The sequence below is a fragment of the uncultured Jatrophihabitans sp. genome (assembly GCF_964251945.1).
Taxonomy (GTDB): domain Bacteria; phylum Actinomycetota; class Actinomycetes; order Mycobacteriales; family Jatrophihabitantaceae; genus Jatrophihabitans.
This window is the reverse complement of record NZ_CAXULP010000001.1, coordinates 986492-1008113: the sequence shown is the minus strand read 5'-3', so window position 1 is coordinate 1008113 and position 21622 is coordinate 986492. Positions and strand designations below refer to the sequence as shown.

Below are 21622 nucleotides of genomic sequence, written 5' to 3'. Positions count from 1 at the left end.
GGGCTCGACGACGCCGGGGTGCTCGTGGTCATTCCGACCTATCAGGAGCGCGACAACGTCGAGTCGATCGTGTCGCGGGTCCTCGCGGCGGCCCCGGCCGCGCACGTGCTCGTCGTCGACGACGGCAGTCCGGACGGCACGGGCGAGCTGGCCGACGCGATGGCCGAAGCCGACGAGCGCGTCCACGTCCTGCACCGCACCGAGAAGGCTGGGTTGGGCGCGGCCTACATCGCCGGCTTCGACTGGGGGCTACGCGGCGATTATCGCGTGTTCGTCGAGATGGACGCCGACGGTTCGCATCTGCCCGAGCAGCTGCCACGGCTCTTGCACGGCCTCGAGCGCGCCGACCTCGTGCTCGGCTCGCGCTACGTCCCGGGCGGCGCGGTCGTCAACTGGGCCAAGCAGCGCGAGTGGCTGTCCCGCGGGGGCAATCTCTACACCCGCGTGGCCCTGGGCCTGCATCTGCGCGACGCCACCGGCGGGTATCGCGCGTTCCGCCGCGAGGTGCTCGAGAAGATCGACTACGCCGCGGTCGTGTCCGAGGGGTATTGCTTCCAGGTCGACCTGGCCCGGCGGTCCGGCGCGGCTGGTTTCACGGTCATCGAGGTGCCGATCACCTTCGTCGAGCGCGAGCACGGCGAGTCGAAGATGAGCGGTGCGATCGTGCGCGAGGCGCTGTGGCGGATCACCCAGTGGGGCGGCGCGCATCGCGTCGAGCAGCTGCGTTCGGCGGTGCGAGCGCGCCGCGCTTGAACGCGGCGACGGCCGTCCGGGAATCCCGGACGGCCGTCGCAGACGCTCGTGTGACGCGGACGCGATTACGCCGACTTCTGACCGCGCCGGGCGCGCAACACGTCGAGCCGTTCGGCCAACACCTCTTCGAGGTCGGCGATCGTGCGACGCTCCATGAGCATGTCCCAGTGCGTGCGCGGCGCCTTGGTCTTTTTGGCCTCAGGCGCCGGGCCGTCGACCAACTGGGCAGTCGTGCCGTCGAGGCGGCACTCCCAGGTGGTCGGGATCTCCGCCTCTTCGGCGAACGGAACGCTGAACTCGTGCCCGCGGTCGCAGCGGTATGCCGCGATGTTGCGCGGAGCAGGCTCGGCCCCGTATTCCGTCTCGTAACTGACCGCGCCGAGCCGACTGCCCCGCAGTGTGCGATCTGCCATGGTGGGCACCTCCCGGTCTCTAGGTTTGCTGTGGCAACTGGTCAACGATTCGTACTTGACAAGCGTTCCCACATGGTGCATGAGGTAACGACGTCGGCGTGGGATGTGCTCAGTGGCGTGTCAGCGTGCCGCTTGCGCGCCGAGTGTCTGCTGGCCAGTCGGCGATTCGGCTGGACAGGAGTGTCATGTTTAACCTAGATTTCACTTAATTTCCGCGACGTCCTGGGTGGGTCCTCCGTGCGCAATTCGATCAAGCTCGTCTCCGTGGCCGCAGTCTGCGCCGCGGTGCTCAGCAGCACTGCTGTCGCCGCCGACGCGGCGACCGGCGCGCGGCCGACCGTCAGGGTGCACGGGACGAGCAAGCACCGAGTGGTCGCTCCTGCGAGCCTGGCGCCTGGCTTCGTTCATCTGAAAAACACCGGCTCCGAGGTCGTCGGGATCTTCCGGGCGCGCGGCCACGCCGGGCAGGCGGCGCTGCGCAAAGACCTCAACGGCGGCAGCGACCGGCTGCTCAAGCAGTTCAAGCTGCAAGTGGTGCTCGGCCACGCGGACACCTTCGTGCGCCTGCGCCGCGGCACCTACTTCCTGGCCGACGCAGAGCGCGAGCACTATTCGGCGAAGGACCTGACGCGCGTCCACGTCGCCGGCGCGACGCGCAACGCCAAGCTGCCTGCGGCGCAGCTGGTCACCGTCGACAAGCACAACCGCCTGCACGGCCCGGCCACCGCCCACCGCCGGTCGTGGCTCAAGCTTCGCAACTTCGACGGCCGGCCGCAGGCGCTGCTCGGCATCAAGATCGGCTCGCACACCACGGACGCCGAGCTTGCGGAGTTCGTCGCCAATCCGTCGGATGCCGCGCTCGACGGGCTCGATATCGTCGATATCGACCCGTTCGGCGAGCTCAGCGGGCACGACAGCGCCTACTACCGGTTCACCGGTGGGAAGGGCCGCTACATCGTCTTGACGATTCCGGCAGTCCAGTCAAGCAAGGGCAGCGGAGAGAGCATCGTGAAGCACCGTGTCAAGCTGCTGACAATCCGCTGACCGGGTAAAAGAACTGAGTGCGCCTCGTGACCGTTCGGTAGGCCGCCCGGCTACGGTTCGGGCGTGGTCCGCCCCGTCCGCCCCGCCGACTTGCCAGTCGTCCTCAGACTGCTGCACGACCTCGCCGACTACGAGTTCGAGCCCGCAGCGATGCTCGGCACCGAGGAAGACCTGCGCCGCGCACTCTTTGCCGACCAACCCGTGGTGTTCGGGCACGTCGCCGAGGATCCGGACGACGGCGCGGTGGTCGGCGTCGCCGTCTGGCACCTCACCTTCTCGACTTGGACCGGCCGGCCCGGCATCCATCTCGTCGACCTCGTGGTTGACGCCGGCGCCCGGCAGGGCGGCCACGGGCGTGAGCTCGTGCGTTCGCTCGCGCAGCTTTGCGTCGAACGCGATTACCGCCGCCTCGACTGGGAAGTGCTCGACGCGCTCGAGGACCACCCCGGCCGACGCGGCCCGCAGGGCTTCTACCGCCAACTCGGCGGCGCGCCGCGGCCAGGCTGGACCGGTTGGCGGCTCGACGGGGACGCGCTGCGCCGGCTCGGCGCATGAGTGGCGACCTGCCGCCGGACACGCTGCGCGGCGCGACAACGCTGCGCGGCTCGACAACGCTGCGTGGCTCGACAACGCAGTGGACGCGCGCCGTGAGCGCGCCGCTGCGCAGCTTCCTGCGCACCGAATCCGGCAGCGCGGGCGTGCTGCTCGCCGCCATCGTCGCAGCGCTGGTGTGGTGCAACATCTCGGCGACGTCCTACGACTCCGTCTGGCACAGCGTGCTGTCGCTGCGGCTGGGCCACTGGTCGATCGTCCGCGACGCGCAGACCTGGGTGAACAGCGGTTTGATGACGTTCTTCTTCCTCGTCGTCGGTTTGGCGGCGCGGCGCGAGTTCGATCTCGGCGACCTGCGCGAACGTCGCCGCTTCGTGCTGCCGGCCACAGCCGGACTCGCCGGCATGGCGCTGCCGGCCGGCATTTACCTGGCGATCACCCACGGCGGCGACGGTTCGCGCGGGTGGGCCGTCGCGATGTCCACCGACACCGCGCTCGCGCTCGGCCTGCTCGCGCTGGTGGGCCGATCCCTGCCGGAGCGGGTGCGCGTCTTCCTGCTCACCGTGTTCGTGGTCGACGACGTCGCCGCGCTGGTGGTCGTCACCTTCGTCTATAGCGGCCACGTGCGGATGTGGCCGCTGCTCGTGGCGCTGCTGGGGTTGGCCGCCGTCGCGGTGTTGATGGCGCTCCACATCCGCTTCGGCTTCGGCTACTTCGGCGTGGGCGTGGTTGCGTGGTGCGCGCTGCTCGGCAGCGGCGTCGACCCGATCGTCCTCGGCCTGGTGCTCGGCCTGATGACCTCGGATTACACGCCGATGCGCGCGGACCTCGAACGGGCGACCGGGTTGTTTCGGCTGTTCCGCGAGCAACCGACCGCCGAGCTCGCGCGCACCGCCACCGCCGGTCTGACGTCGACGCTGTCGCCGAACGCGCGCCTGCAGAATCTCTACCTGCCGTGGACGAGCTACGTCATCGTGCCGCTGTTCGGGCTCGCCAACGCCGGCATCGTGCTCAGCGGGTCGTTCCTGGCGCACGCGTACACCGCGCCGATCACGCTCGGCATCGTCGTCGGTTACGTGGTCGGCAAGCCGGTCGCCGTCGTCGGCGGCACCTGGCTGGTCGAGCGGCTGAGCGGCGGACGGCTGCGCGCGGACGTCGGGTGGGCCGCAGTGGCCGGCAGCGGCACGATCGCCGGGATCGGCTTCACCGTGTCCTTTGTCGTCGCCGACCTCACCCTGCACGGGCAGGAGCTGGCCGAGGCGAAGCTCGGCGTGCTCACCGCCGGCGTGCTCGCCGCGGCGGTGACCTGGGCGGTGTTCGCGATCACCCGCCGGCTGCCCGCGACGCGACGGGCGCGCGCTCTACTCGGCGACGCCGACCAGCTGACTGATCTGTGCGACGACGTCGACCCGGAACGCGATCATGTGCGCGGGCCGGCGCGCGCGTCCGTCACCCTGGTCGAATACGGCGATCTGCAGTGCCCGTACTGCGGCCAGGCGGAGCCGGTGCTTCGCGACCTGCTCGCCGACACCGACCTGCGCTATGTGTGGCGACATCTTCCGCTCGCCGACGTCCACCCGCAGGCGCAGCTGGCGGCCGAGGCGGCGGAGGCGGCCGCTGCGCAGGGCCGGTTCTGGGAGATGCACGACTTGCTGCTCACGAAGCAGGACCACCTGAAGGTGCCGGACCTGATCGGGTACGCCAAGCAACTCGGTCTCGACGCCGACCGCTTCTATGACGAGCTCAGCGGGCACGCGCACGCCGACCGCGTGGCCGCAGACGTCGCCTCAGCCGATCGCAGCGGCGTGTCCGGCACCCCGACGTTCTTCATCAATGGGCAGCGGCACTACGGCGCGTACGACCTGCCCACCCTCAAGCAGGCGGTCAAGCAGGCGCGGGCGCGGGTCGCGATCCGCGCCGACGCCGGCTAATAGCGCTGGAGGGACGGAGTCCGGAGGATGGACCCGTGTCACACATACGACGCTTCGGCCAACGAGCTGGGGCTGCGGAACGTGGCCTTCGAGGTCGACGACCTCGAGGCGGTGCTCGACGGGCTGGCCGCGGACGGCTACGGGCTGGTGGGCGCCATTGGCGAGTACGAGCACGCCTGGCGGATGGCCTACGTGCACGGCCCCGAGGGGATCATCGTGTCCCTGGCGCAGCGGGTCCGCTGACTCGTCAGCCGCTGTCACCACGCCTCGCCTCCGCGACGTCGAGCAGCGCCGCTACCAGCCGCGGGCGCGCCATTCGGCGAGATGTGGTCGCTCGGCACCGAGGGTCGAGTCGTCGCCGTGGCCGGGATAGAACCAGGTGTCGTCGGGCAGCTCGGCGAACACCCGCGCCTCGACGTCGTCCAGCAGCGAACTGAAGTCTTCCGGTGAGCCGGTCTTGCCCACCCCGCCGGGGAACAGCGAGTCGCCGGTGAACAGGTGCGGCACGCCGTCCGGGTCGCGGTAGAGCACCGCAACCGAGCCGGGCGTGTGCCCGCGCAGCCCGATCACCGACAGCGACAGCTCACCGAGGGTGAGCTCGTCGCCGTGCTCGAGCCGCTCGTCCACGGCGACCGGCAACTCGTCGGCGTCGGCGTCGCCCGCGTAAATCGCCGCGCCGGCAAAGTCGGCGGTTGCCGCGAGCGCCTGCCAGTGGTCAGGGTGGCGATGGGTCGTCAAGATCGCCGACACCGACGGGCCCTCGAAGTCCACCAGCTCGCGCAACCGGTCCGGCTCGTTCGCCGCGTCGATCAGCAGGCCCTCGTCCGAGGCGGTGCAGCGCAGCAGGTACGCGTTGTTGGACATCGGGCCGACCGCGATCTTGATAATCGTCAGGCCTGGCAGGCGCCGCACATCCATCGGCCCGCCGACCTGCACATGCCCGGAGTAGGCGTCGCTCATGACAGACAACGTAATGGGTTGCCCAGGCGGCCGAGCGAGGATATAATCGGTCGTATGTTCGAGCAGACGGATGGCGACGCGGCTATCAGGCTGCTGTCCGGGCTGGTCTCGACGCTCGCGGCTTTGGATCAGTCCGTGGACGACAGGGTGCGGGTCGACCGGATCCGCCTGCTGGAGGAGTTGAAGGCGGCGGCCGCCGCGGCGCAGGCCCGGGAGAGCGCGGCGTTCGCCGACTCCCAACGCGCCGCCCAACTGGCGGACGGGGTGCCGGCCGAGCGGGCGTCGCGGGGGGTCGCCGCGCAGGTGGCGTTGGCCCGGCGGGTCTCGCCGTACCGCGCCCAACGCGAGCTCGGCTGGGCGCGGATCCTCACCGCCGAGCTGCCCGCCACCTTCGCCGCGCTGCAGGCCGGGCAGACCACCGAGTGGCGGGCGATGATCATCGCGCGGGAGACCGGCTGGCTGTCCCGCGAGCACCGCGCCCAACTCGACGCCCAGCTCGCCCCCGACCTGCCCCGGCTGGGCGACCGGCGGGTCGAGGCCGAGGCGAAGAAGCTCGCCTACCGGCTCGACCCACACGGCTACGTGGACCGGCTGCGCACGGTCGCGGACGAGCGGCGGGTCACCCTGCGCCCCGCCCCGGACACGATGACCCGGTTGACCACGCTGCTGCCCGTCAAACAAGGGGTCGCCGCCTACGCCTCGCTGACCCGCGCCGCCGACACCCTCATCGGCCAAGGCGATCCCCGCACCCGCGGACAGGTCATGGCCGACACCCTCGTCGAACGCGTCACCGGCCAAACCACCGCCGACACCGTGCCCGTCGAGATCAACCTCATCATCACCGACCAAACCCTCTTCGGCGACGGCGAACACCCAGGCGAACGCCCGCGCACCGACTCCGCCGGGCGCGGCCCGGCGGCCGGGGCGGACGAGCCGGGCGTGCTGATCGGCCACGGACCGATCCCCGCCCCGATCGCCCGCGACCTCGCCCTCGACCCGGAGGGCGCCCCCCGCTGGATCCGCCGCCTCTACACCGCGCCCGACAGCGGCCAACTGATCGCGATGGAATCCCGGCGACGGCTGTTCACCACAGCCCAGCAACTGTTCGTGCGGCTCCGCGACCACGGCAACTGCCGCACTCCCTGGTGCGACGCGCCGATCCGACACACCGACCACATCCAGCCATCAGCCCGAGGCGGACCGACCAACGTCCACAACGGCCAAGGCGCCTGTGCGGCCTGCAACTATGCGAAAGAAGCTCCCGGGTGGCACGCCGCCACCAGCCCAGGCGGCGCCGGCGACCTGGTCGTCATCACCACTCCCACCGGCCATCTTTACGAGAGCCGACCACCAGACCCACCCGGCACAACCCGGCAGCGAAGATCGACCGAAGCCAAGCCATCTCCGCTTGAGCGTGCCCTCGCCAAGCTGCTCGCCGCTGCCTGACGCGTACAGGACCGCGCACGTCCGAGAGCGTAGAACCGATGGGCTAATCGAGATCCAAACTGAGCAGCGCGTTTTCGACGACCTCGGTCAACGCCGGGTGGATCCAGTACTGGCCCCGCGCCATCTCGCGCACGCCGAGCCCGAAGCTCATCGCCTGAATGAGCGGCTGGATCAGCGTCGCCGCCTGCTCGCCCATCAAGTGCGCGCCGAGCAGCCGGCCGGACGCGGGGTCCGCGATCAGCTTGCACACGCTCGAGGTGTCCTCCATCGCCCAGCCGTAGGCGGTGCCGCCGTAGTGCTGGAGCGTCGTCACGAAACGCTTGTCCAGCTTGCGCGCAACCCGCTCGGTCAGCCCGACCGACGCCAGCTGCGGCGAGGTGAACACCGCCGCCGGGACGAACCGATGGTCGCTCGCCGTCAGATCCTCCGGGTGCGCGAGGTTGTGCGCGACCACGCGCTCCTCGTGGTTCGCCACGTGTTTGAGCTGATAGTCAGACGACGCGTCGCCCAGCGCCCACACGCCCTCCGCCGAGGTCCGCTGCTGCGCGTCGACCTTGATCCGGCCGTCGGGATAGGCGTCCACGTCGCCGGCCTTGAGGTTGAGCCGGTCGCCGTTCGGCGTCCGGCCGGTGGCGACGAGCAGCAGGTCGCCGGCGACGGTCGTCCCGTCGTCGAGGGTCACTTGGAGGTCGCCGTCGGAGCCCGCAAGCGAGGCCACCCGGCAGCCCGTGCGCAGATTCCACCGGTCGCGTACGAGGTTGGTGAACCTGGCGGTGATCTCGTCGTCGAGGTGACGCAGCAACCCGTTGCGGGCGAGCACCGTGGGCGTCGCCCCGAGACCGCCGAACACGTGCGCGAACTCCGCCGCGATATAGCCGCCGCCGAGGATGATCGGCCGTTCCGGCAGGCGATCCACGCGCATCACCGTGTCGGAGGTGTGAAACGGCACGCCGCTGTCCAGCACCTCCGGTGGCACGACCGCCCGCGACCCGGTCGCGAGTACGACGTGGTCGGCGGTGAGCCGCTCGCCCGTCGACAGCTCGAGGGTGCGCGGCGCGGCGAACTCTGCATGGGCCTCGTAGAGCGTGACGTTCGGGGTGCCCGACTCCCGATAGGCGCGCCCGCCGGTCGAGATCGCGTCGATGCGGCCGAAGATCCGGTCGCGGATCGCGGGCCAGTCGGCGACCGGGGGCCCGCCGTGCAGCCCCAGGCGTTGCCATTCGCGCGGGTGATCGGCGAGGTCGGCCGGATAGACGAGCATCTTCGTCGGTATGCAGCCGACATTGAGACAGGTGCCGCCGAAGACGCCCTGCTCGACGATCGCGATCCGCCAGTCGTCGAAATCGGGGGTGACCAGCGAATTTCCGGACCCGGAGCCGACGATCACGAGGTCGTAGTGGGCCACCGACCGACTGTAACCGGGTCACCAGCGCGCGACCGCCTCCGCCATGAGGTCGCCGAACAGCTCGTCGTACTCGAGGCTGCGCAGCCCGCGGGCGGCGAACCACTTGCAGATGTTGGCGCAGTCCCGCTCGAGGAACGCCGGGCCCTGCGGGTTGGCGACCAGGTCGACGATCTGCGGGACGTCGATCAGCACCAGCCGGCCGTGGTGCACCAGCGCGTTGTAGGGCGACAGGTCGCCGTGGGCGTAGCCGGCGCGGGCGAGCAGCCGCATCGCGTCGACGCACTGCTCGAACAGGTCGGCGAGCTCGGCCGGGCCCGGCCGGCACTGCGCCAGACGCGGCGCCGCTGCGCCGTCCGGGTCGCCGATGAACTCGAGCATCAGCTCGCGACCGAGTAGTTGAACCGGATAGGGGACCGGCGCGCCCGCCTGCCACAGCGTCGTCAGCGCCGCGAACTCAGCGCCCGCCCACTTGCCGGCGAGCAGGTCGCGGCCGTACTCGGTGCGCCGGGCCATCGCCCGGCTGTCCCGGCTGCGGCGGGTGCGCCGACCCTCTTGATAGCCGGCGTCTCGGGAGAACATCCGATGCTCGCTGGTGCGGTAGCGCTTCGCGGCGAGCAGGCAGCTCGGGCCGCCAGGCAGGCCGCGCTCGACGAGGTGGACGTCGGCTTCCTTGCCGGTCTTGAGGACGCCGAGTTCGGTGTCGAGCGCGGCCAGGTCGGTCACGACCCAGTCGGGCCTCGGGTCGGGCCCGTGCTGGGCGCCGTCCCAGGTGGAGAACGGTGGTTCGTCGTACGGGTCGTCGGACAGACGCACTGGAAGAGCTCCTGGACGAGGGGCACGAGCCCCGCGGCGGAGCTCAGCGCAAGCGGCGGGTGGACGAGCGGCGCACCCGGGCAACGACGATGGACATCCGGGCACCTCCTGCGTCGGGGCCGCGGCCAGCGGCTGATCGACATCGACGCTCGCACACCCCGCAACTCATTATCCGCGGCGCGGGCGGCAGACTGCCGTGCCGTGCAGATCCGCGTTACGACAGACGACGATTGGCCACGCGTCTACCCGTTCTTCCGCGCGATCGTGGCGGCGGGGGAGACGTACGCGTACCCGGACGGCCTCACCTCGGACGAGGCGCGCCTGGTGTGGATGCGCGAGCCGCCGGGGCGCACCGTCGTGGCCGTCGACGGCGACGTCGTGCTCGGGTCGGCAACGATGGGCGAGAACCGTCCGGGCCGCGGCTCGCACGTCGCGACGGCCAGCTTCATGGTCGACCCGGCCCACGCCGGCCGCGGCGCCGGCCGCACGCTTGGCACGGACATGATCGCGTGGGCGCGGGCGGCCGGCTTTCGCGCCGTGCAGTTCAACGCGGTCGTCGAGACGAACACGGCGGCGGTCCGGCTGTGGCGGCAGCTCGGCTTCCAGATCGTCGGGACGGTGCCGGGGGCGTTTCGCAGCTCTGCGCACGGCTACGTCGGACTGCACGTCATGCACCTCGACTTGACCGGCGACACGGCGCACTAGCCTGACCTCGTGCTCCGACTGTCGACCCTGTTTCTGCGCACTCTGCGCGACGACCCCGCCGACGCCGAGGTGCCGAGCCACAAGCTGCTGGTCCGCGGCGGCTACGTCCGCCGGCTCGCGCCCGGCATCTACTCATGGCTGCCGTTGGGGCTGGCTGTCCTCGCCAACATCGAGAAGATCGTGCGCGAGGAGATGAACGCGATCGGCTCGCAAGAGGTGCATTTCCCGGCGCTGATCCCGCGGGAGATCTTCGAGGCGAGCGGCAGGTGGGCCGACTACGGCGACACGCTGTTCAAGGTCGCCGACCGCAAGGGCGCGGGCTACCTGCTCGGACCCACCCACGAGGAGCTGTTCACGCTGCTGGTCAAGGGCGAGTACTCCTCCTACAAGGACTATCCGCTCGCGCTGTACCAGATCCAGACGAAGTATCGCGACGAGGCGCGCCCGCGCGCCGGCATCCTGCGCGGCCGCGAGTTCATCATGAAGGACTCCTACTCCTTCGACCTGTCCGACGCCGGCCTGGAGACCTCCTATCGCGCGCATCGCGACGCCTACGAGCGGATCTTCACCCGGCTGGGGATGACGTACAAGATCGTCTTCGCGGTGTCCGGCGCGATGGGCGGCTCGGCGTCGGAGGAGTTCCTCGGGCCGGCCGAGTCGGGCGAGGACACCTTCGTCCAGTGCACCAACTGCGATTACGCGGCGAACACCGAGGCGGTCGAGATCGCCGCGCCGGCGCCGTCCGACCCGCAGACCCACCCGGCGCAACAGGTGCTCGACACCCCGGACACGCCGACGATCGACACGCTCGTGGCGCGGCTGCGCGAACTCGGCGGCGAGCTCAGCGGGGCCACCGCTGCCGACACGCTCAAGAACGTCGTGCTGCGCACCCGCGCGCCCGGCGCGGCCGGCTGGGAGCTGCTGGTCGTCGGGGTCCCCGGCGACCGCGACGTGGACCTCAAGCGCATCGGCGGCCAGCTGGAGCCGGTGGAGGTCGAGCAGGCCGGACCCGACGACCTTGCCACGCAGCCGGCGCTGATCAAGGGTTACATCGGCCCGCAGGCGCTGGCGAAGGCGAAGGTGCGTTACCTCGTCGATCCGCTCGTGGTCGAGGGCAGCGCCTGGGTCACCGGCGCGAACGTGGCCGGCAAGCACGCCGCGTACGTCGTCCGCGGCCGGGATTTCACGCCGGACGGCGAGATCGGCGCGGTCGAGATCCGCGACGGCGACCGGTGCGCGCGCTGCGGCTCGCCGCTGCAGATCGCGCGCGGCATCGAGCTGGGCCACGTCTTCCAGCTGGGCCGGAAGTTCACCGAGGCGTTCGGGCTGCAGGCGCTCGGCCCCGACGGCAAACCGGTCACCGTGACGATGGGGTCCTATGGCGTCGGGGTGACCCGCGCGGTCGCCGCGATCGCCGAGCAGACCCTCGACGAGAAGGGCCTGTGCTGGCCGCGCTCGGTCGCGCCGGCGGACGTGCACATCGTCGCGACCGGCAAGGACGCCACGGTGTTCGACGCCGCCGAGACCCTCGCCGCCGAGCTCGAGAGCGGCGGCGTGCGCGTGCTCTACGACGACCGCCGCGGTGTCTCACCCGGGGTGAAGTTCAAGGACGCGGAACTGCTCGGCGTCCCGACGATCGTGATCGTCGGCAAAGGCCTGGCCGACGGCACGATCGAGGTGCGCGACCGGCGTTCGGGCGAGCGGTGGGACGTCCCGGTGGCCGAGGCGCGCGATCAGACGCTGGTCGCGATACGCGGCGCACGGTGACGCCGACGACCGCGCCTTAAGGATCCTGGCGCTCGCCGATCTTCGCGGCGGAGGTCGCCGCCGAGACCCACGACTTCGAGTGCTCGAGGAGGTCCACGCCGTGTTCCGGCGGCCGCCGCGCTAGGTTCTGCGGGTGCCCGGCCGTCCGCTCGCCGAGATCGTCGAGCCGGGCTGGGCCGAGGCGTTGGCGCCGGTCGCCGGGCAGGTGACCGAGATGGGCGACTTCCTGCGCCGCGAGATCGCGGCCGGCCGGTCCTACCTGCCTGCCGGCGAGCACGTATTGCGGGCCTTCAGCCAGCCGTTCGATCAGGTCCGGGTGCTGATCGTCGGCCAGGATCCGTACCCGACGCCCGGCCATCCGATCGGGCTGTCCTTCGCCGTCGAGCGGCACGTGCGGCCGATCCCGCGCAGCCTGGCGAATATCTACCGCGAGCTGCAGGACGACCTCGGCATTCCGCCGGCCCAGCACGGCGACCTGACCGCGTGGGCCGAGCACGGGGTGCTGTTGTTGAACCGGGTGCTCACCGTCGCGCCCGGGGTGTCGGCATCGCACCGCGGCAAGGGCTGGGAGCCGGTGACCGAGCAGGCGATTCGAGCGCTGGTCGCCCGTGAGGCGCCACTCGTCGTGATCCTCTGGGGTCGCGACGCGCAAACGCTGCAGCCGATGCTCGGGTCCACGCCAGCGATCAAGTCGGCGCATCCGAGCCCGCTGTCCGCGGCGAATGGCTTCTTCGGCTCCCGGCCGTTCAGCCGGGCGAACGCGCTGCTGGCCGAGCAGGGCGCCGAGCCGGTCGACTGGCGCCTCGGCTGACCGCACGTGTCGGCAGCAATAATGGTGGTATCACCGCGGTATCGTGGATCACGTGGCTATGACCTTGCGCCTCACCGACGACCAGGACGCGATGCTGGAACGCCTCGCGGACGCGCAGCGCATCAGCAAGCAGGAGGCCGTCGTCCGCGCGATCGAGAGCCAGGTCGAACGGGTGACGGTGGCTGGCGACGTCGCGCAGTGGGCCGACCACGCGGTGCAGCGGTACGAAAGTTTGCTCGACCGACTTGCTCAATGAACCAAGTAGCCCAGTGACGCGGTACCTCGGGCTCGAAGACGTTCTGTATCTCGCTGCGCGCATCGGTGAGCCCCGGCCGCGCGACATGGGGCTCGTCGAGTCCGCCGTCGCACGCCCGATGACGACAGTGTTCGGCCAGGACGCCTATTCGGATCTGCACACCAAGGCCGCGGCGCTGTTGCATTCGCTCGCCCGCAACCACGCGTTCATCGACGGAAACAAGCGCGTGGCGTGGCTGGCCGCCGGCGCGTTCTACTGGGCAAACGGGATAGAACTCGACGCGCCTGACGATCCTGCCTACGACCTCGTCATCGCCACCGCGACCGGGAATGCGGAGGTCGGCGAAATCGCTGAGGCACTGGCGGGCTGGACCCGCCCGCGTCGCTGACGACACGCCCACCATGTCGTAGCTCTTCATTAGGGTCGACGGGTCACCGATCGACAAACGAGAGTGAGCTTGTGAACGACCGTCTGATCGTGCGCGGCGCCCGCGAGCACAACCTCAAGGACGTCAGCCTGGACCTTCCTCGGGACTCGCTGATCGTCTTCACCGGACTGTCCGGCTCGGGCAAGTCGAGCCTCGCCTTCGACACGATCTTCGCGGAAGGCCAGCGCCGCTACGTCGAGTCGCTGTCGGCCTACGCCCGGCAGTTCCTCGGCCAGATGGACAAGCCGGACGTCGACTTCATCGAGGGCCTGTCGCCGGCGGTCTCGATCGACCAGAAGTCCACGTCGAAGAACCCGCGCTCCACGGTCGGCACGATCACCGAGGTGTATGACTACCTGCGGCTGCTCTGGGCGCGTATCGGCCGTCCGCACTGCCCGGTCTGCGGCGAGCTGATCGCCAAGCAGACCCCGCAGCAGATCGTCGACCGGGTCCTCGAGATGGCCGAAGGCACCCGATTCCAAGTGCTGGCGCCGGTCATCCGCGAGCGCAAGGGCGAGTACGTCGACCTGCTCGGCGATCTGCAGGTCAAGGGCTACGCCCGCGTCCGCATCGACGGCGTCGTGCACCCGCTGACCGAGCCGCCGAAGCTGAAGAAGCAGGAGAAGCACACGATCGAGGCGGTCGTCGACCGGCTCGCCGTCAAACCGGCCAGCAAGCAGCGGATCACCGACTCCATCGAGACGGCGCTCGGGCTCGCCGGCGGCGTGGTGATCCTCGACTTCGTCGATCTGCCAGACGACGATCCACACCGCGAGCGGCGGTACTCCGAGCGGCTCGCGTGCCCGAACGACCACCCGCTCGCGATCGACGAGCTCGAGCCGCGCTCGTTCTCGTTCAACTCGCCGTTCGGCGCATGCGCCGACTGCACCGGCCTCGGCACCCGCAAAGAGGTCGACCCCGAGCTGCTCGTCCCGGACCCTGAGCTCAGCCTGCGCGACGGCGCGGTCGCGCCGTGGGCGACCGGGCAGACCAGCGAGTACTTCCTCCGGCTGCTGGAGGGCGTCGCCGACTCGGTCGGCTTCGACGTTCGCACGCCGTGGGAGAAGCTGCCGGCCCGGGCGCAGAAGGCGGTGCTGCACGGGCTCGGCGAGCAGGTGCACGTCAGCTACCGCAACCGCTACGGCCGCGACCGCTCGTACTACGCCAATTACGAGGGCGTTGTGCCGTGGATCGAGCGGCGCTACGCGGAGACGGAGAGCGACTGGTCGCGGGAGAAGTACGAGGGCTTCATGCGCGAGGTCCCGTGTCCCGCATGCCGCGGCACCCGGCTGAAGCCGGAGATCCTGGCCGTCACCGTCGAAGGCCGCTCGATCGCGGAGGTGTCCGGGCTGTCGATCGGCGACGCCGCGCGGTGGCTGGCCGATCTCGTGCTGAACGACCGCGACGCGATGATCGGCGAGCGGGTGCTCAAGGAGATCAACGCCCGGTTGGGCTTCCTCGTCGACGTCGGCCTGCACTATCTCTCGTTGGACCGGGCAGCGGCGACGCTCGCCGGCGGCGAGGCGCAGCGCATCCGGCTCGCCACCCAGATCGGCTCCGGGCTGGTCGGCGTGCTGTACGTGCTGGACGAGCCGTCCATCGGGCTGCACCAGCGCGACAACCAGCGGCTGATCGAGACGCTCGTCCGGCTCAAGAAGCTGGGCAACACGCTGATCGTCGTCGAGCACGACGAGGACACCATCCGCACCGCGGACTGGATCGTCGACATCGGCCCGCACGCCGGCGAGCACGGCGGCCGGGTGGTCGTCAGCGGAACCCTCGAGGATCTGCGCGCGTCCGAGGAGTCGATCACCGGGGCCTACCTGTCCGGCCGCCGCTCGATCGAGGTGCCGGCCATGCGCCGCCCCCCGCAGCGCGGCCGCGAGCTCGTCGTCGAGGGCGCCCGCGAGCACAACCTGAAGAACGTCGACGTCGCGTTCCCGCTCGGCTGCTTCGTCGCGGTGACGGGAGTGAGCGGCTCGGGCAAGTCCAGCCTGGTCAACGACATCCTCTACGCCTCGCTCGCCAACAAGATCAACGGCGCGAAGCTGCCGCCGGGCCGGCACAAGCGGGTCCGCGGGGTCGAGCAGGTCGACAAGGTGGTCGGCGTCGACCAGTCGCCGATCGGCCGCACCCCTCGCTCGAACCCGGCGACGTACACCGGCGTGTTCGATCACATCCGCAAGCTCTTCTCGGAGACCACCGAGGCGAAGATCCGCGGCTACCAGCAGGGCCGGTTCTCCTTCAACGTCAAGGGCGGCCGCTGCGAGAACTGCGCGGGCGACGGCACCATCAAGATCGAGATGAACTTCCTGCCCGACGTCTACGTCCCGTGCGAGGTCTGCAAGGGCGCGCGGTACAACCGCGAGACCCTCGAGGTGCATTACAAGGGCAAGACGATCAGCGAAGTGCTCGAGATGCCGATCGAGGAGGCCGCGGAGTTCTTCGCGCCGATCACCCGAATCGCGCGGCACCTGGACACCCTGGTCGACGTCGGCCTGGGCTACGTGCGCCTCGGCCAACCCGCGCCAACGCTGTCCGGCGGGGAGGCGCAGCGGGTCAAGTTGGCGGCAGAGCTGCAGAAGCGCTCGACGGGCCGGACGGTGTACGTCCTCGACGAGCCGACCACCGGCCTGCACTTCGAGGACGTCCGCAAGCTGCTCGGCGTATTGCATTCGCTGGTGGACAAGGGGAATTCGGTGATCGTGATCGAGCACAACCTCGACGTGATCAAGACGGCGGACTGGCTGATCGACATGGGTCCGGAGGGCGGGTCCGGCGGCGGCGACGTCGTCGCGACCGGCACGCCCGAGGACGTCGTGCAGGTGGCCGGCTCGCACACCGGCCGCTACCTGGCCCCGCTGCTCGAGCCGGCGCCGCGCCGCGCCGCCCGCGCCGCGCGGCGCGGCAAACCGCGCGTCGCCCGAAGCGCCTGACGCCCGCGATCCTGGTGGGCGCGGTTCGCGTCGTGTGGCGGCAGGCTGGCCAGGGTGTGGGTGGCGCGGGTGGCGGGGTCGTTGTGTATCGCTGGGGTTGGTCAGGACGGCTTGTCTGCTGCTGGTCCTGTGTCGTCTGGCGGTGGTCCGGCTGGTTCGGTGGAACGCAGTGCCGCGCGTTCGGTGTAGGTGTGCGATTCGGAGGCCAGCTGCTTCTCCAGCATGGCGACCACGTCGGACACGGGCACTTCGAGGGCCAAGGCGACTTGGCGTAGCTCGAGCAGGTCTAGGCGTCGCTCGCCGCTCTCGTACTTGCTCACGAAGGACTGCGGCACGCCCAGGCGCTCGGCCACGTCGACCTGCCTGAGTCCGGTCTGCTCGCGCAACTGGCGAAGCAGACGGGATAGGGCCACCTGCTCGGTCGAGTAGATCGCCTTGTCCACATGGCAAACCTCAAAGGCCGCTAGGCGTGTATCCCAAAATCGGATACAGTGCCTCGGCGTCGTCTAGAAGCGCCGACCGTCGCGCGTCAAGGTTGCGACCCGACAGACGACGCCAGCGGGGGATGGGTGGATCACGATGAGTCCGGGCGTCTACAGCAGACCGCGTGGCGATTCAGGCTGCCGGCATCGCCGGCATCGGCGGCTCAGAGTTGCCGAACGCCGACCGTCCGTGTGACCACGCACGCTAACGCCAGCGGCTGACAACGACGCCGCAGAGGCCCAGCACACGCACGCCCTGGGAGGGGACTTCATGCGCCACCACTCCGCGCCGCGCTCAGCCGTACGCCGCCGCGCCACCATCGGTCTGATCGCGGCGGCGATTGTCATCAGCGGACTGGCGCTGCCATCAGCCGCCGACGCCGACACCCCGAGCACGGTCACCGTCACCACCGACTGCCCCGACCTGACTGCCACTGTCGAGATCAGCGGCGTCTCCTCACATCCCAGCAGCCTGCGAAACGGCCATGCCGTCGGCGACGGCAACCCCAACAACCCCAAGGGCAGCCCCGCCAGCGACACCGGCTCCGACGGCAGCTACGACTACACCGTCACCGATGTCCCGATCACCGCCGGCCAGACCACCATGACCGGCTACATCCAAGGCCCCGTCGTCAGCGACCCGCACGAGAACGTCGGCGACGGCAGCTTCACCGCCTGCCAGACCACGCCGCCAACCGGACAGGCCACCGCCACCATCAGCTGCACCCCCAACGACGACGTCGTCATCACCGTCTCCGGCAGCGGCATGACCCCCGGCAGCACTGTCGGCACCGCCGTGATCGAGGCCGGCAACACCGCCTACCGCGACAACAACGACGGCACTGTCGACACCAACGGCGACTACACCGGCAACCCGATCACCACACCCGACAGCCTCGGCTTCGCCACCGTCCAGGTCAACGGCCCCAGTCCGTCCTACGACGTCAAGGCCACCGGCAGCAGCAACATCCCGGATTGCGATGACCAGCCGCCGGGCCAGCCCGACGACTCGACGCTGTTCGCCGACGGACCTGACACCGCCGCCTACGGCACCCGCACCGAGGTGCTCGGCGTCCTCACCGACAGCCGCACCGGCGAAAAGCTCAGCGACGACCGGATCAATCTCTACGCCCGAGCCGGCCACAGCGCCCCTTTCGCCAAGCTCGTCACGCTGAGCACCAACAGCAACGGCTTCGCCGAGTACGACCCCCGCATGACCCGAACCACCGCCTACTACTGGACCTACGCCGGCGACAGCAGCCACCGCAGTGCCACCAGCAACACCATGACGGTCACCGTCGCGCCGGTCTTCACCCTCGCCAAGGCCAACCACAACAGGATTCGGGCCAAACACGCCGTCCGCTTCTACGGCACCCTGAACCCAGCGCGCAAAGGCCAGACCGTCTACCTCCAGCGCTACAGCCACGGCCACTGGCACCGCACCACATCCCACGGCGTGATCAAGAAGCAGCGGCTGCCCAACGGCACGCGAACCTACGGCTTCATCATCTCCCGGAAGCTCGCCAAACACGGCAAATACCGCTTCCGGCTCTCCGTCAAAGCCACCCAGACCCTGACCGCGGCCCACTCCCGCACGATCCGGGTGACCGTGCGCAAACGACGGCACCACTGACCAGGCAGCTCCGCCTAGCCGGCCGACGAATCAACCAACCTTCCGCATCGCCTTCGGGGAGCGCATGACGACCAACGACTGGGACGCCGAGGATCTGCTGCGGGCCGCCGCCCGCAAGCTGCTGATCAGCATCGACTGCCAGACGTCCGACGAGGCGATCGACGACACCTCGCAGCTGCTGGCCCGGCTGCTGAGCCGCAGCTTCCTCGGCCCGACGGCCGAACGCTACGGCGCGATCGACCTGTTCACCCGGATGTACAACGCAGACAACGTCCACATCCGCGAGAAGATCGACAGCTTCGTTAACCTGATCGCCCTGGCCATACCCGACCCGACGCCGGACAGCATGGACGACCCCCGCGTCGTCAAAGCCCTCGGCCTCGTTCGCAGCCAAACCGAGCAGGCGCTGGACCGGATCGTCGCCGACCCCGGCGGTGACGTGCTGTCCGCACTTCGCAACGACTTCGCCCGACGACCCAACGGCGCGCCTGCCGCCGGCGCGGCCAGCGCCAGCAGCGGCGGCTGCCTGATCGCCATGGCGAGCCTGGCAGTCAGCGCCTATAGCGCAGCCACCGTCGTGCGCCGACGCTGGTACTAGGCGATCCGACATGGCCGACATCTACGACGACCCCGACGTCGACGCCATTTACGGGCGCCAGCCCGTCACCCAGGACGGCCAGTCGACCCGGCCACTGCTGATCAGCCAACTCGACGCCCGAGACGCCGATCTGGCGCGAACGTATTTCACCACGCACGCTGGCCTCTACAACGCCGGCTTCTCACCGCAGGCATGCCTCGGCGATCTCGTCGCTGGCGTCAGCGTCGTCGACGGCTTCTCCGGAACGACACCTGACGGCTGGCGCAAGGTGATCGTCTTCGAGATGGCAAAGGCCTTGGACCAGCTCTTCTACACACACCAGCAGGCCGCGATAGCCCAGGCCTTCGCCGAGTGGATGGCCTGGACCATCGAGGAGCACGCGTGGGCGATCGGCGAGGGTGCGAACCTCACCGCGCTCGGGGATCGGCATCAGGAATGTCTGAGCATATGGATGACCGTCGGACCGCGCCGCGATTCCGCCGCGGGTGTGTTCTTGCCGCCGTCACCTGCCGAGGCACGGAGGATCGTTTCGCTTGCGTTAGGCGGATAAGACAATCGAGGCCGAACTACTGGATTGCTAGCGCGGCACTGCATGCGACGACGAGGACTGCGCCCAACAACGCACGGTGACCCAACCGCTCCCTCAGGAAGGCAGCAGCAAGCGCAATGGTCGGCAGCGAGAAAGCTCCGCTGAGCAACGCCACGATGCTGACGCTTGTGCCTGCGCCGTATCCCCAGGAGATGCCCGCGTACGCAGCCGCTTCACCAAGAGCGATGCCAGCCAAGGGGAGTCCTGAATGAGGCGGAACTCGTAGCGGAACGTCCTTGATGGCCGCGACGCCGACGAAGAACGAGGTCATCGCGGCGTACATCACGGCAGCGCAAACGAGCGTGTTGTGCCCGTCGACCACATGCGACCAGCACAGCGTCCATGCGGCGGCGAGGACGGCGGCGAGCGCGACGGGCCGGAAGCCAGCGGCCCTGCCGACTCCCCGAATGAGGGGAACGCCGTCGGACGCGCCGAGCAGCAGGACCCCCGCGAACAGCAGAATCAGGACGGCCGTGCGGAGCGGGGTGGTGTGCTCGCCCAGGAAGAGAATCGAGACAACGGCGACGACGCCCGAGAAGGATGCGAAGACTGGGCTCAACGGGGCTACGTCACCTTGGCCGAATCCCCGGTAGAGCAACATGTAAATGATGCCCTGCAGCACTCCTAGCCCGACCAAGGCAGCAAGGCCGCTGGTTCCGCCAGTTCGACCACTGCCAGCGGTTGTGTTCCACGCAAACGCGGCTGCGACGAGAAGTACGGCGGTGGCAAGCAGGTGGCCCCACACAAGGGCAGTGAGTTCTTCCATCGCGTTGACGGCGACCTTGGCGCAGAAATCTGCGAAGCCCCAGCCGAACATTCCGAGCAGTCCACCTAGCACTGCGGTGAGGTATGGACTCATTCAACGACGAGCTCAGGTCGCGGGAACCCGTTGAACGGAACAGACAGAGACATGGTGTATGCGCCCACCTTCGAGAACAAGAGGCGCCCGCCTTCTTGGATGTTTGCGGGCAAGCGCACGTCGCGAGCAATCACGTCGGCGGAGTCGCCAGTCGGTCCAGCCACGTTGAACAGCAGTGTCTGGTTGGAGCTCGCAGGGTCCAGCGAGGCAACCGGGTACTGGGTGCGACCTTGGTACGACATTGCTTCGAAGAGACCGTTGTAGCAACCGGCGTCGAGGAAGAGCCAGTGAGAGCCGCCTCGTTCAGAGCGGCCGACGACGCTTGCAGTGAGGGTCGCAGCGGGCGCGGCAAGGAAGCGTCCCGGTTCGGCAAGGAGACGAACCGGTCGGAGCTCATCAAGAGCTCGGGTTATCTCCGCGCCGATCTCTTCGATGGTTGGCACGGCGGGGCCCTCATACTGGCAAGGAAAGCCACCACCGATGTTGAGCCAGGGCAGCGGGTGCCCTTCGGCTTCGAACTTGTCATAAATCGGACGGACGAGGTCGATTGCAGCTGCCCATGCTGAGGGTCGTACCGATTGAGAGCCGACATGGAAGCTAAGTCCTCGGCATTGCAGACCGCGCGAACGGACATAGGAAGCAAGCGCGTAAGCGTCAGCAACTTCTGCCCCGAACTTCTCCCCAAAGGCAAATGTTGACCGCGAGTCATCCACTCGGACACGAATGAACACCGATGCGTTGGGCGCGAGGTCGGCAATCTTATCCACCTCGGCGATGGAGTCGGCCGACATCACTCGAATACCAGCTGAATGGGCATCCCGAATGTGCGCCGACGGCTTCACGGCGGTGCCGTACGCCATGTGCGCTGTGGTGATGCCGAGCCCATCGAGGACGTTCATCTCGTAGACCGACGCCACCTCGAAGCACGCACCAGCGGCGGCAAGCGTCGAAAGGACGACAGGTTCGGGGTTTGCCTTGACGGCAAAGTAAACTTCGACACCGGGAATCGCTTCCCGGAACGCGCGCAACCCATCGTGAAGCGCTGACCGCTTGATCGTGAAAAATGGCGTCTTCGGCACGCGGGATCCAGTAGCCGGTGTCATCGGTTTCCGCATCGCCAATGCCCCCCCGGGTGGACCCTCTGGTGGGTCACAAACTTGACGCGTGGCCGTCCGCCGCGTCGCCATCCGGCGCGTGGCCGAGGCGGAGAGGACTGTATCCGATTTTGGGATACGCGCCTAG

Annotated in this window: 21 protein-coding genes and 1 pseudogene; 15 read left to right on the top strand and 7 right to left on the bottom strand. The window is 69.2% G+C overall.

Features of this window, described 5'->3' with window-relative positions; translation table 11 throughout:
- The first annotated feature begins 24 nt into the window (after nt 1-24).
- Nucleotides 25-753, top strand: a complete 729-nt coding sequence (locus ACFFBG_RS04700) for a polyprenol monophosphomannose synthase (protein ID WP_375476273.1) — start codon at nt 25-27, stop codon at nt 751-753.
- A gap of 65 nt (nt 754-818) precedes the next feature.
- On the opposite strand, the gene ACFFBG_RS04695 is transcribed toward ACFFBG_RS04700, so the two are convergent.
- Nucleotides 819-1166, bottom strand: coding sequence for an RNA polymerase-binding protein RbpA (locus ACFFBG_RS04695; protein WP_375476061.1), 348 nt, complete (start codon nt 1164-1166; stop codon nt 819-821).
- A gap of 237 nt (nt 1167-1403) precedes the next feature.
- On the opposite strand from ACFFBG_RS04695, the gene ACFFBG_RS04690 reads away from it, so the two are divergent.
- The 4 genes and pseudogenes from ACFFBG_RS04690 to ACFFBG_RS04675 all read left to right on the top strand — a co-directional run.
- On the top strand, nt 1404-2210 hold the full coding sequence (locus tag ACFFBG_RS04690) for a hypothetical protein (RefSeq protein ID WP_375476059.1): 807 nt from the start codon (nt 1404-1406) through the stop codon (nt 2208-2210).
- 63 nt (nt 2211-2273) lie between these two features.
- A complete protein-coding gene (locus ACFFBG_RS04685; protein ID WP_375476057.1) occupies nt 2274-2765 on the top strand; it encodes a GNAT family N-acetyltransferase in 492 nt (163 codons plus the stop codon).
- Nucleotides 2762-4693 carry a Na+/H+ antiporter NhaA gene (locus ACFFBG_RS04680; protein WP_375476055.1) on the top strand — a complete coding sequence of 644 codons (1932 nt, stop codon included), beginning with the start codon at nt 2762-2764 and terminating at the stop codon, nt 4691-4693. The genes ACFFBG_RS04685 and ACFFBG_RS04680 overlap by 4 nt, the downstream gene beginning before the upstream one ends.
- A 51-nt stretch (nt 4694-4744) precedes the next feature.
- Nucleotides 4745-4936 (top strand): annotated as a pseudogene (locus ACFFBG_RS04675) (VOC family protein); the annotation flags it as partial.
- A 51-nt stretch (nt 4937-4987) separates the two neighbouring features.
- Here the strand turns inward: ACFFBG_RS04675 and ACFFBG_RS04670 are convergent.
- The gene (locus ACFFBG_RS04670; protein ID WP_375476053.1) at nt 4988-5653 is read right to left on the bottom strand and encodes an MBL fold metallo-hydrolase; all 666 of its coding nucleotides are present in this window, start codon (nt 5651-5653) and stop codon (nt 4988-4990) included.
- A 102-nt stretch (nt 5654-5755) separates the two neighbouring features.
- Between ACFFBG_RS04670 and ACFFBG_RS04665 the strand changes: the two genes are divergently transcribed.
- Nucleotides 5756-7099 (top strand): DUF222 domain-containing protein, encoded by a 1344-nt coding sequence (locus tag ACFFBG_RS04665; RefSeq protein ID WP_375476271.1) that lies wholly within the window; start codon nt 5756-5758, stop codon nt 7097-7099.
- A 43-nt stretch (nt 7100-7142) separates the two neighbouring features.
- Here ACFFBG_RS04665 and ACFFBG_RS04660 read toward each other — a convergent pair whose 3' ends face one another.
- Nucleotides 7143-8504 (bottom strand): mycothione reductase, encoded by a 1362-nt coding sequence (locus ACFFBG_RS04660; protein WP_375476051.1) that lies wholly within the window; start codon nt 8502-8504, stop codon nt 7143-7145.
- A gap of 18 nt (nt 8505-8522) precedes the next feature.
- Nucleotides 8523-9401, bottom strand: coding sequence for a serine protein kinase RIO (locus tag ACFFBG_RS04655; protein WP_375476049.1), 879 nt, complete (start codon nt 9399-9401; stop codon nt 8523-8525).
- A 117-nt stretch (nt 9402-9518) separates the two neighbouring features.
- On the opposite strand from ACFFBG_RS04655, the gene ACFFBG_RS04650 reads away from it, so the two are divergent.
- The 6 genes from ACFFBG_RS04650 (at nt 9519) to uvrA (ending at nt 16219) form a co-directional block, all read left to right on the top strand.
- Nucleotides 9519-10022, top strand: a complete 504-nt coding sequence (locus ACFFBG_RS04650) for a GNAT family N-acetyltransferase (protein ID WP_375476047.1) — start codon at nt 9519-9521, stop codon at nt 10020-10022.
- Nucleotides 10023-10031: 9 nt separating this feature from the next.
- A complete protein-coding gene (locus ACFFBG_RS04645) occupies nt 10032-11789 on the top strand; it encodes a proline--tRNA ligase (protein WP_375476045.1) in 1758 nt (585 codons plus the stop codon).
- A gap of 133 nt (nt 11790-11922) precedes the next feature.
- Nucleotides 11923-12600, top strand: coding sequence for a uracil-DNA glycosylase (locus tag ACFFBG_RS04640; protein WP_375476043.1), 678 nt, complete (start codon nt 11923-11925; stop codon nt 12598-12600).
- Nucleotides 12601-12658: 58 nt separating this feature from the next.
- On the top strand, nt 12659-12856 hold the full coding sequence (locus ACFFBG_RS04635; protein WP_375476269.1) for a CopG family transcriptional regulator: 198 nt from the start codon (nt 12659-12661) through the stop codon (nt 12854-12856).
- Nucleotides 12857-12869: 13 nt separating this feature from the next.
- Nucleotides 12870-13244 (top strand): type II toxin-antitoxin system death-on-curing family toxin, encoded by a 375-nt coding sequence (locus ACFFBG_RS04630; protein ID WP_375476041.1) that lies wholly within the window; start codon nt 12870-12872, stop codon nt 13242-13244.
- A gap of 71 nt (nt 13245-13315) precedes the next feature.
- Complete coding sequence (gene uvrA, locus ACFFBG_RS04625) at nt 13316-16219, top strand: excinuclease ABC subunit UvrA (RefSeq protein ID WP_375476039.1); 2904 nt, start codon at nt 13316-13318, stop codon at nt 16217-16219.
- Between the two features lie 101 nt (nt 16220-16320).
- Here the strand turns inward: uvrA and ACFFBG_RS04620 are convergent, their stop codons facing one another.
- Nucleotides 16321-16662, bottom strand: coding sequence for a helix-turn-helix domain-containing protein (locus ACFFBG_RS04620; protein ID WP_375476037.1), 342 nt, complete (start codon nt 16660-16662; stop codon nt 16321-16323).
- Nucleotides 16663-16972: 310 nt separating this feature from the next.
- Between ACFFBG_RS04620 and ACFFBG_RS04615 the strand changes: the two genes are divergently transcribed.
- The 3 genes from ACFFBG_RS04615 to ACFFBG_RS04605 all read left to right on the top strand — a co-directional run bounded on the left by ACFFBG_RS04615 (nt 16973) and on the right by ACFFBG_RS04605 (nt 19482).
- Nucleotides 16973-18334, top strand: a complete 1362-nt coding sequence (locus ACFFBG_RS04615) for a hypothetical protein (protein WP_375476035.1) — start codon at nt 16973-16975, stop codon at nt 18332-18334.
- A 64-nt stretch (nt 18335-18398) separates the two neighbouring features.
- Nucleotides 18399-18932: a hypothetical protein gene (locus ACFFBG_RS04610; protein WP_375476033.1), complete on the top strand. Its 534-nt coding sequence runs from the start codon at nt 18399-18401 to the stop codon at nt 18930-18932.
- Between the two features lie 10 nt (nt 18933-18942).
- Nucleotides 18943-19482, top strand: coding sequence for a hypothetical protein (locus ACFFBG_RS04605; protein ID WP_375476031.1), 540 nt, complete (start codon nt 18943-18945; stop codon nt 19480-19482).
- A gap of 16 nt (nt 19483-19498) precedes the next feature.
- Here the strand turns inward: ACFFBG_RS04605 and ACFFBG_RS04600 are convergent, their stop codons facing one another.
- Together ACFFBG_RS04600 and ACFFBG_RS04595 are read right to left on the bottom strand one after the other, a co-directional pair.
- Nucleotides 19499-20380, bottom strand: a complete 882-nt coding sequence (locus ACFFBG_RS04600; RefSeq protein ID WP_375476029.1) for an EamA family transporter — start codon at nt 20378-20380, stop codon at nt 19499-19501.
- On the bottom strand, nt 20377-21459 hold the full coding sequence (locus ACFFBG_RS04595) for a type III PLP-dependent enzyme (RefSeq protein ID WP_375476027.1): 1083 nt from the start codon (nt 21457-21459) through the stop codon (nt 20377-20379). Before ACFFBG_RS04595 ends, ACFFBG_RS04600 begins: the two co-directional genes overlap by 4 nt.
- Nucleotides 21460-21622: the final 163 nt, after the last annotated feature.

What these genes read in the sequence shown, in the direction of transcription:
- ACFFBG_RS04695 (WP_375476061.1), bottom strand. Translation starts at nt 1,166, where the DNA reads ATGGCAGATCGCACACTGCGGGGCAGTCGGCTCGGCGCGGTCAGTTAC.
- ACFFBG_RS04680 (WP_375476055.1), top strand. Translation starts at nt 2,762, where the DNA reads ATGAGTGGCGACCTGCCGCCGGACACGCTGCGCGGCGCGACAACGCTG.
- ACFFBG_RS04670 (WP_375476053.1), bottom strand. Translation starts at nt 5,653, where the DNA reads ATGAGCGACGCCTACTCCGGGCATGTGCAGGTCGGCGGGCCGATGGAT.
- ACFFBG_RS04635 (WP_375476269.1), top strand. Translation starts at nt 12,659, where the DNA reads ATGACCTTGCGCCTCACCGACGACCAGGACGCGATGCTGGAACGCCTC.
- ACFFBG_RS04615 (WP_375476035.1), top strand. Translation starts at nt 16,973, where the DNA reads ATGCGCCACCACTCCGCGCCGCGCTCAGCCGTACGCCGCCGCGCCACC.
- ACFFBG_RS04610 (WP_375476033.1), top strand. Translation starts at nt 18,399, where the DNA reads ATGACGACCAACGACTGGGACGCCGAGGATCTGCTGCGGGCCGCCGCC.
- ACFFBG_RS04605 (WP_375476031.1), top strand. Translation starts at nt 18,943, where the DNA reads ATGGCCGACATCTACGACGACCCCGACGTCGACGCCATTTACGGGCGC.
- ACFFBG_RS04600 (WP_375476029.1), bottom strand. Translation starts at nt 20,380, where the DNA reads ATGAGTCCATACCTCACCGCAGTGCTAGGTGGACTGCTCGGAATGTTC.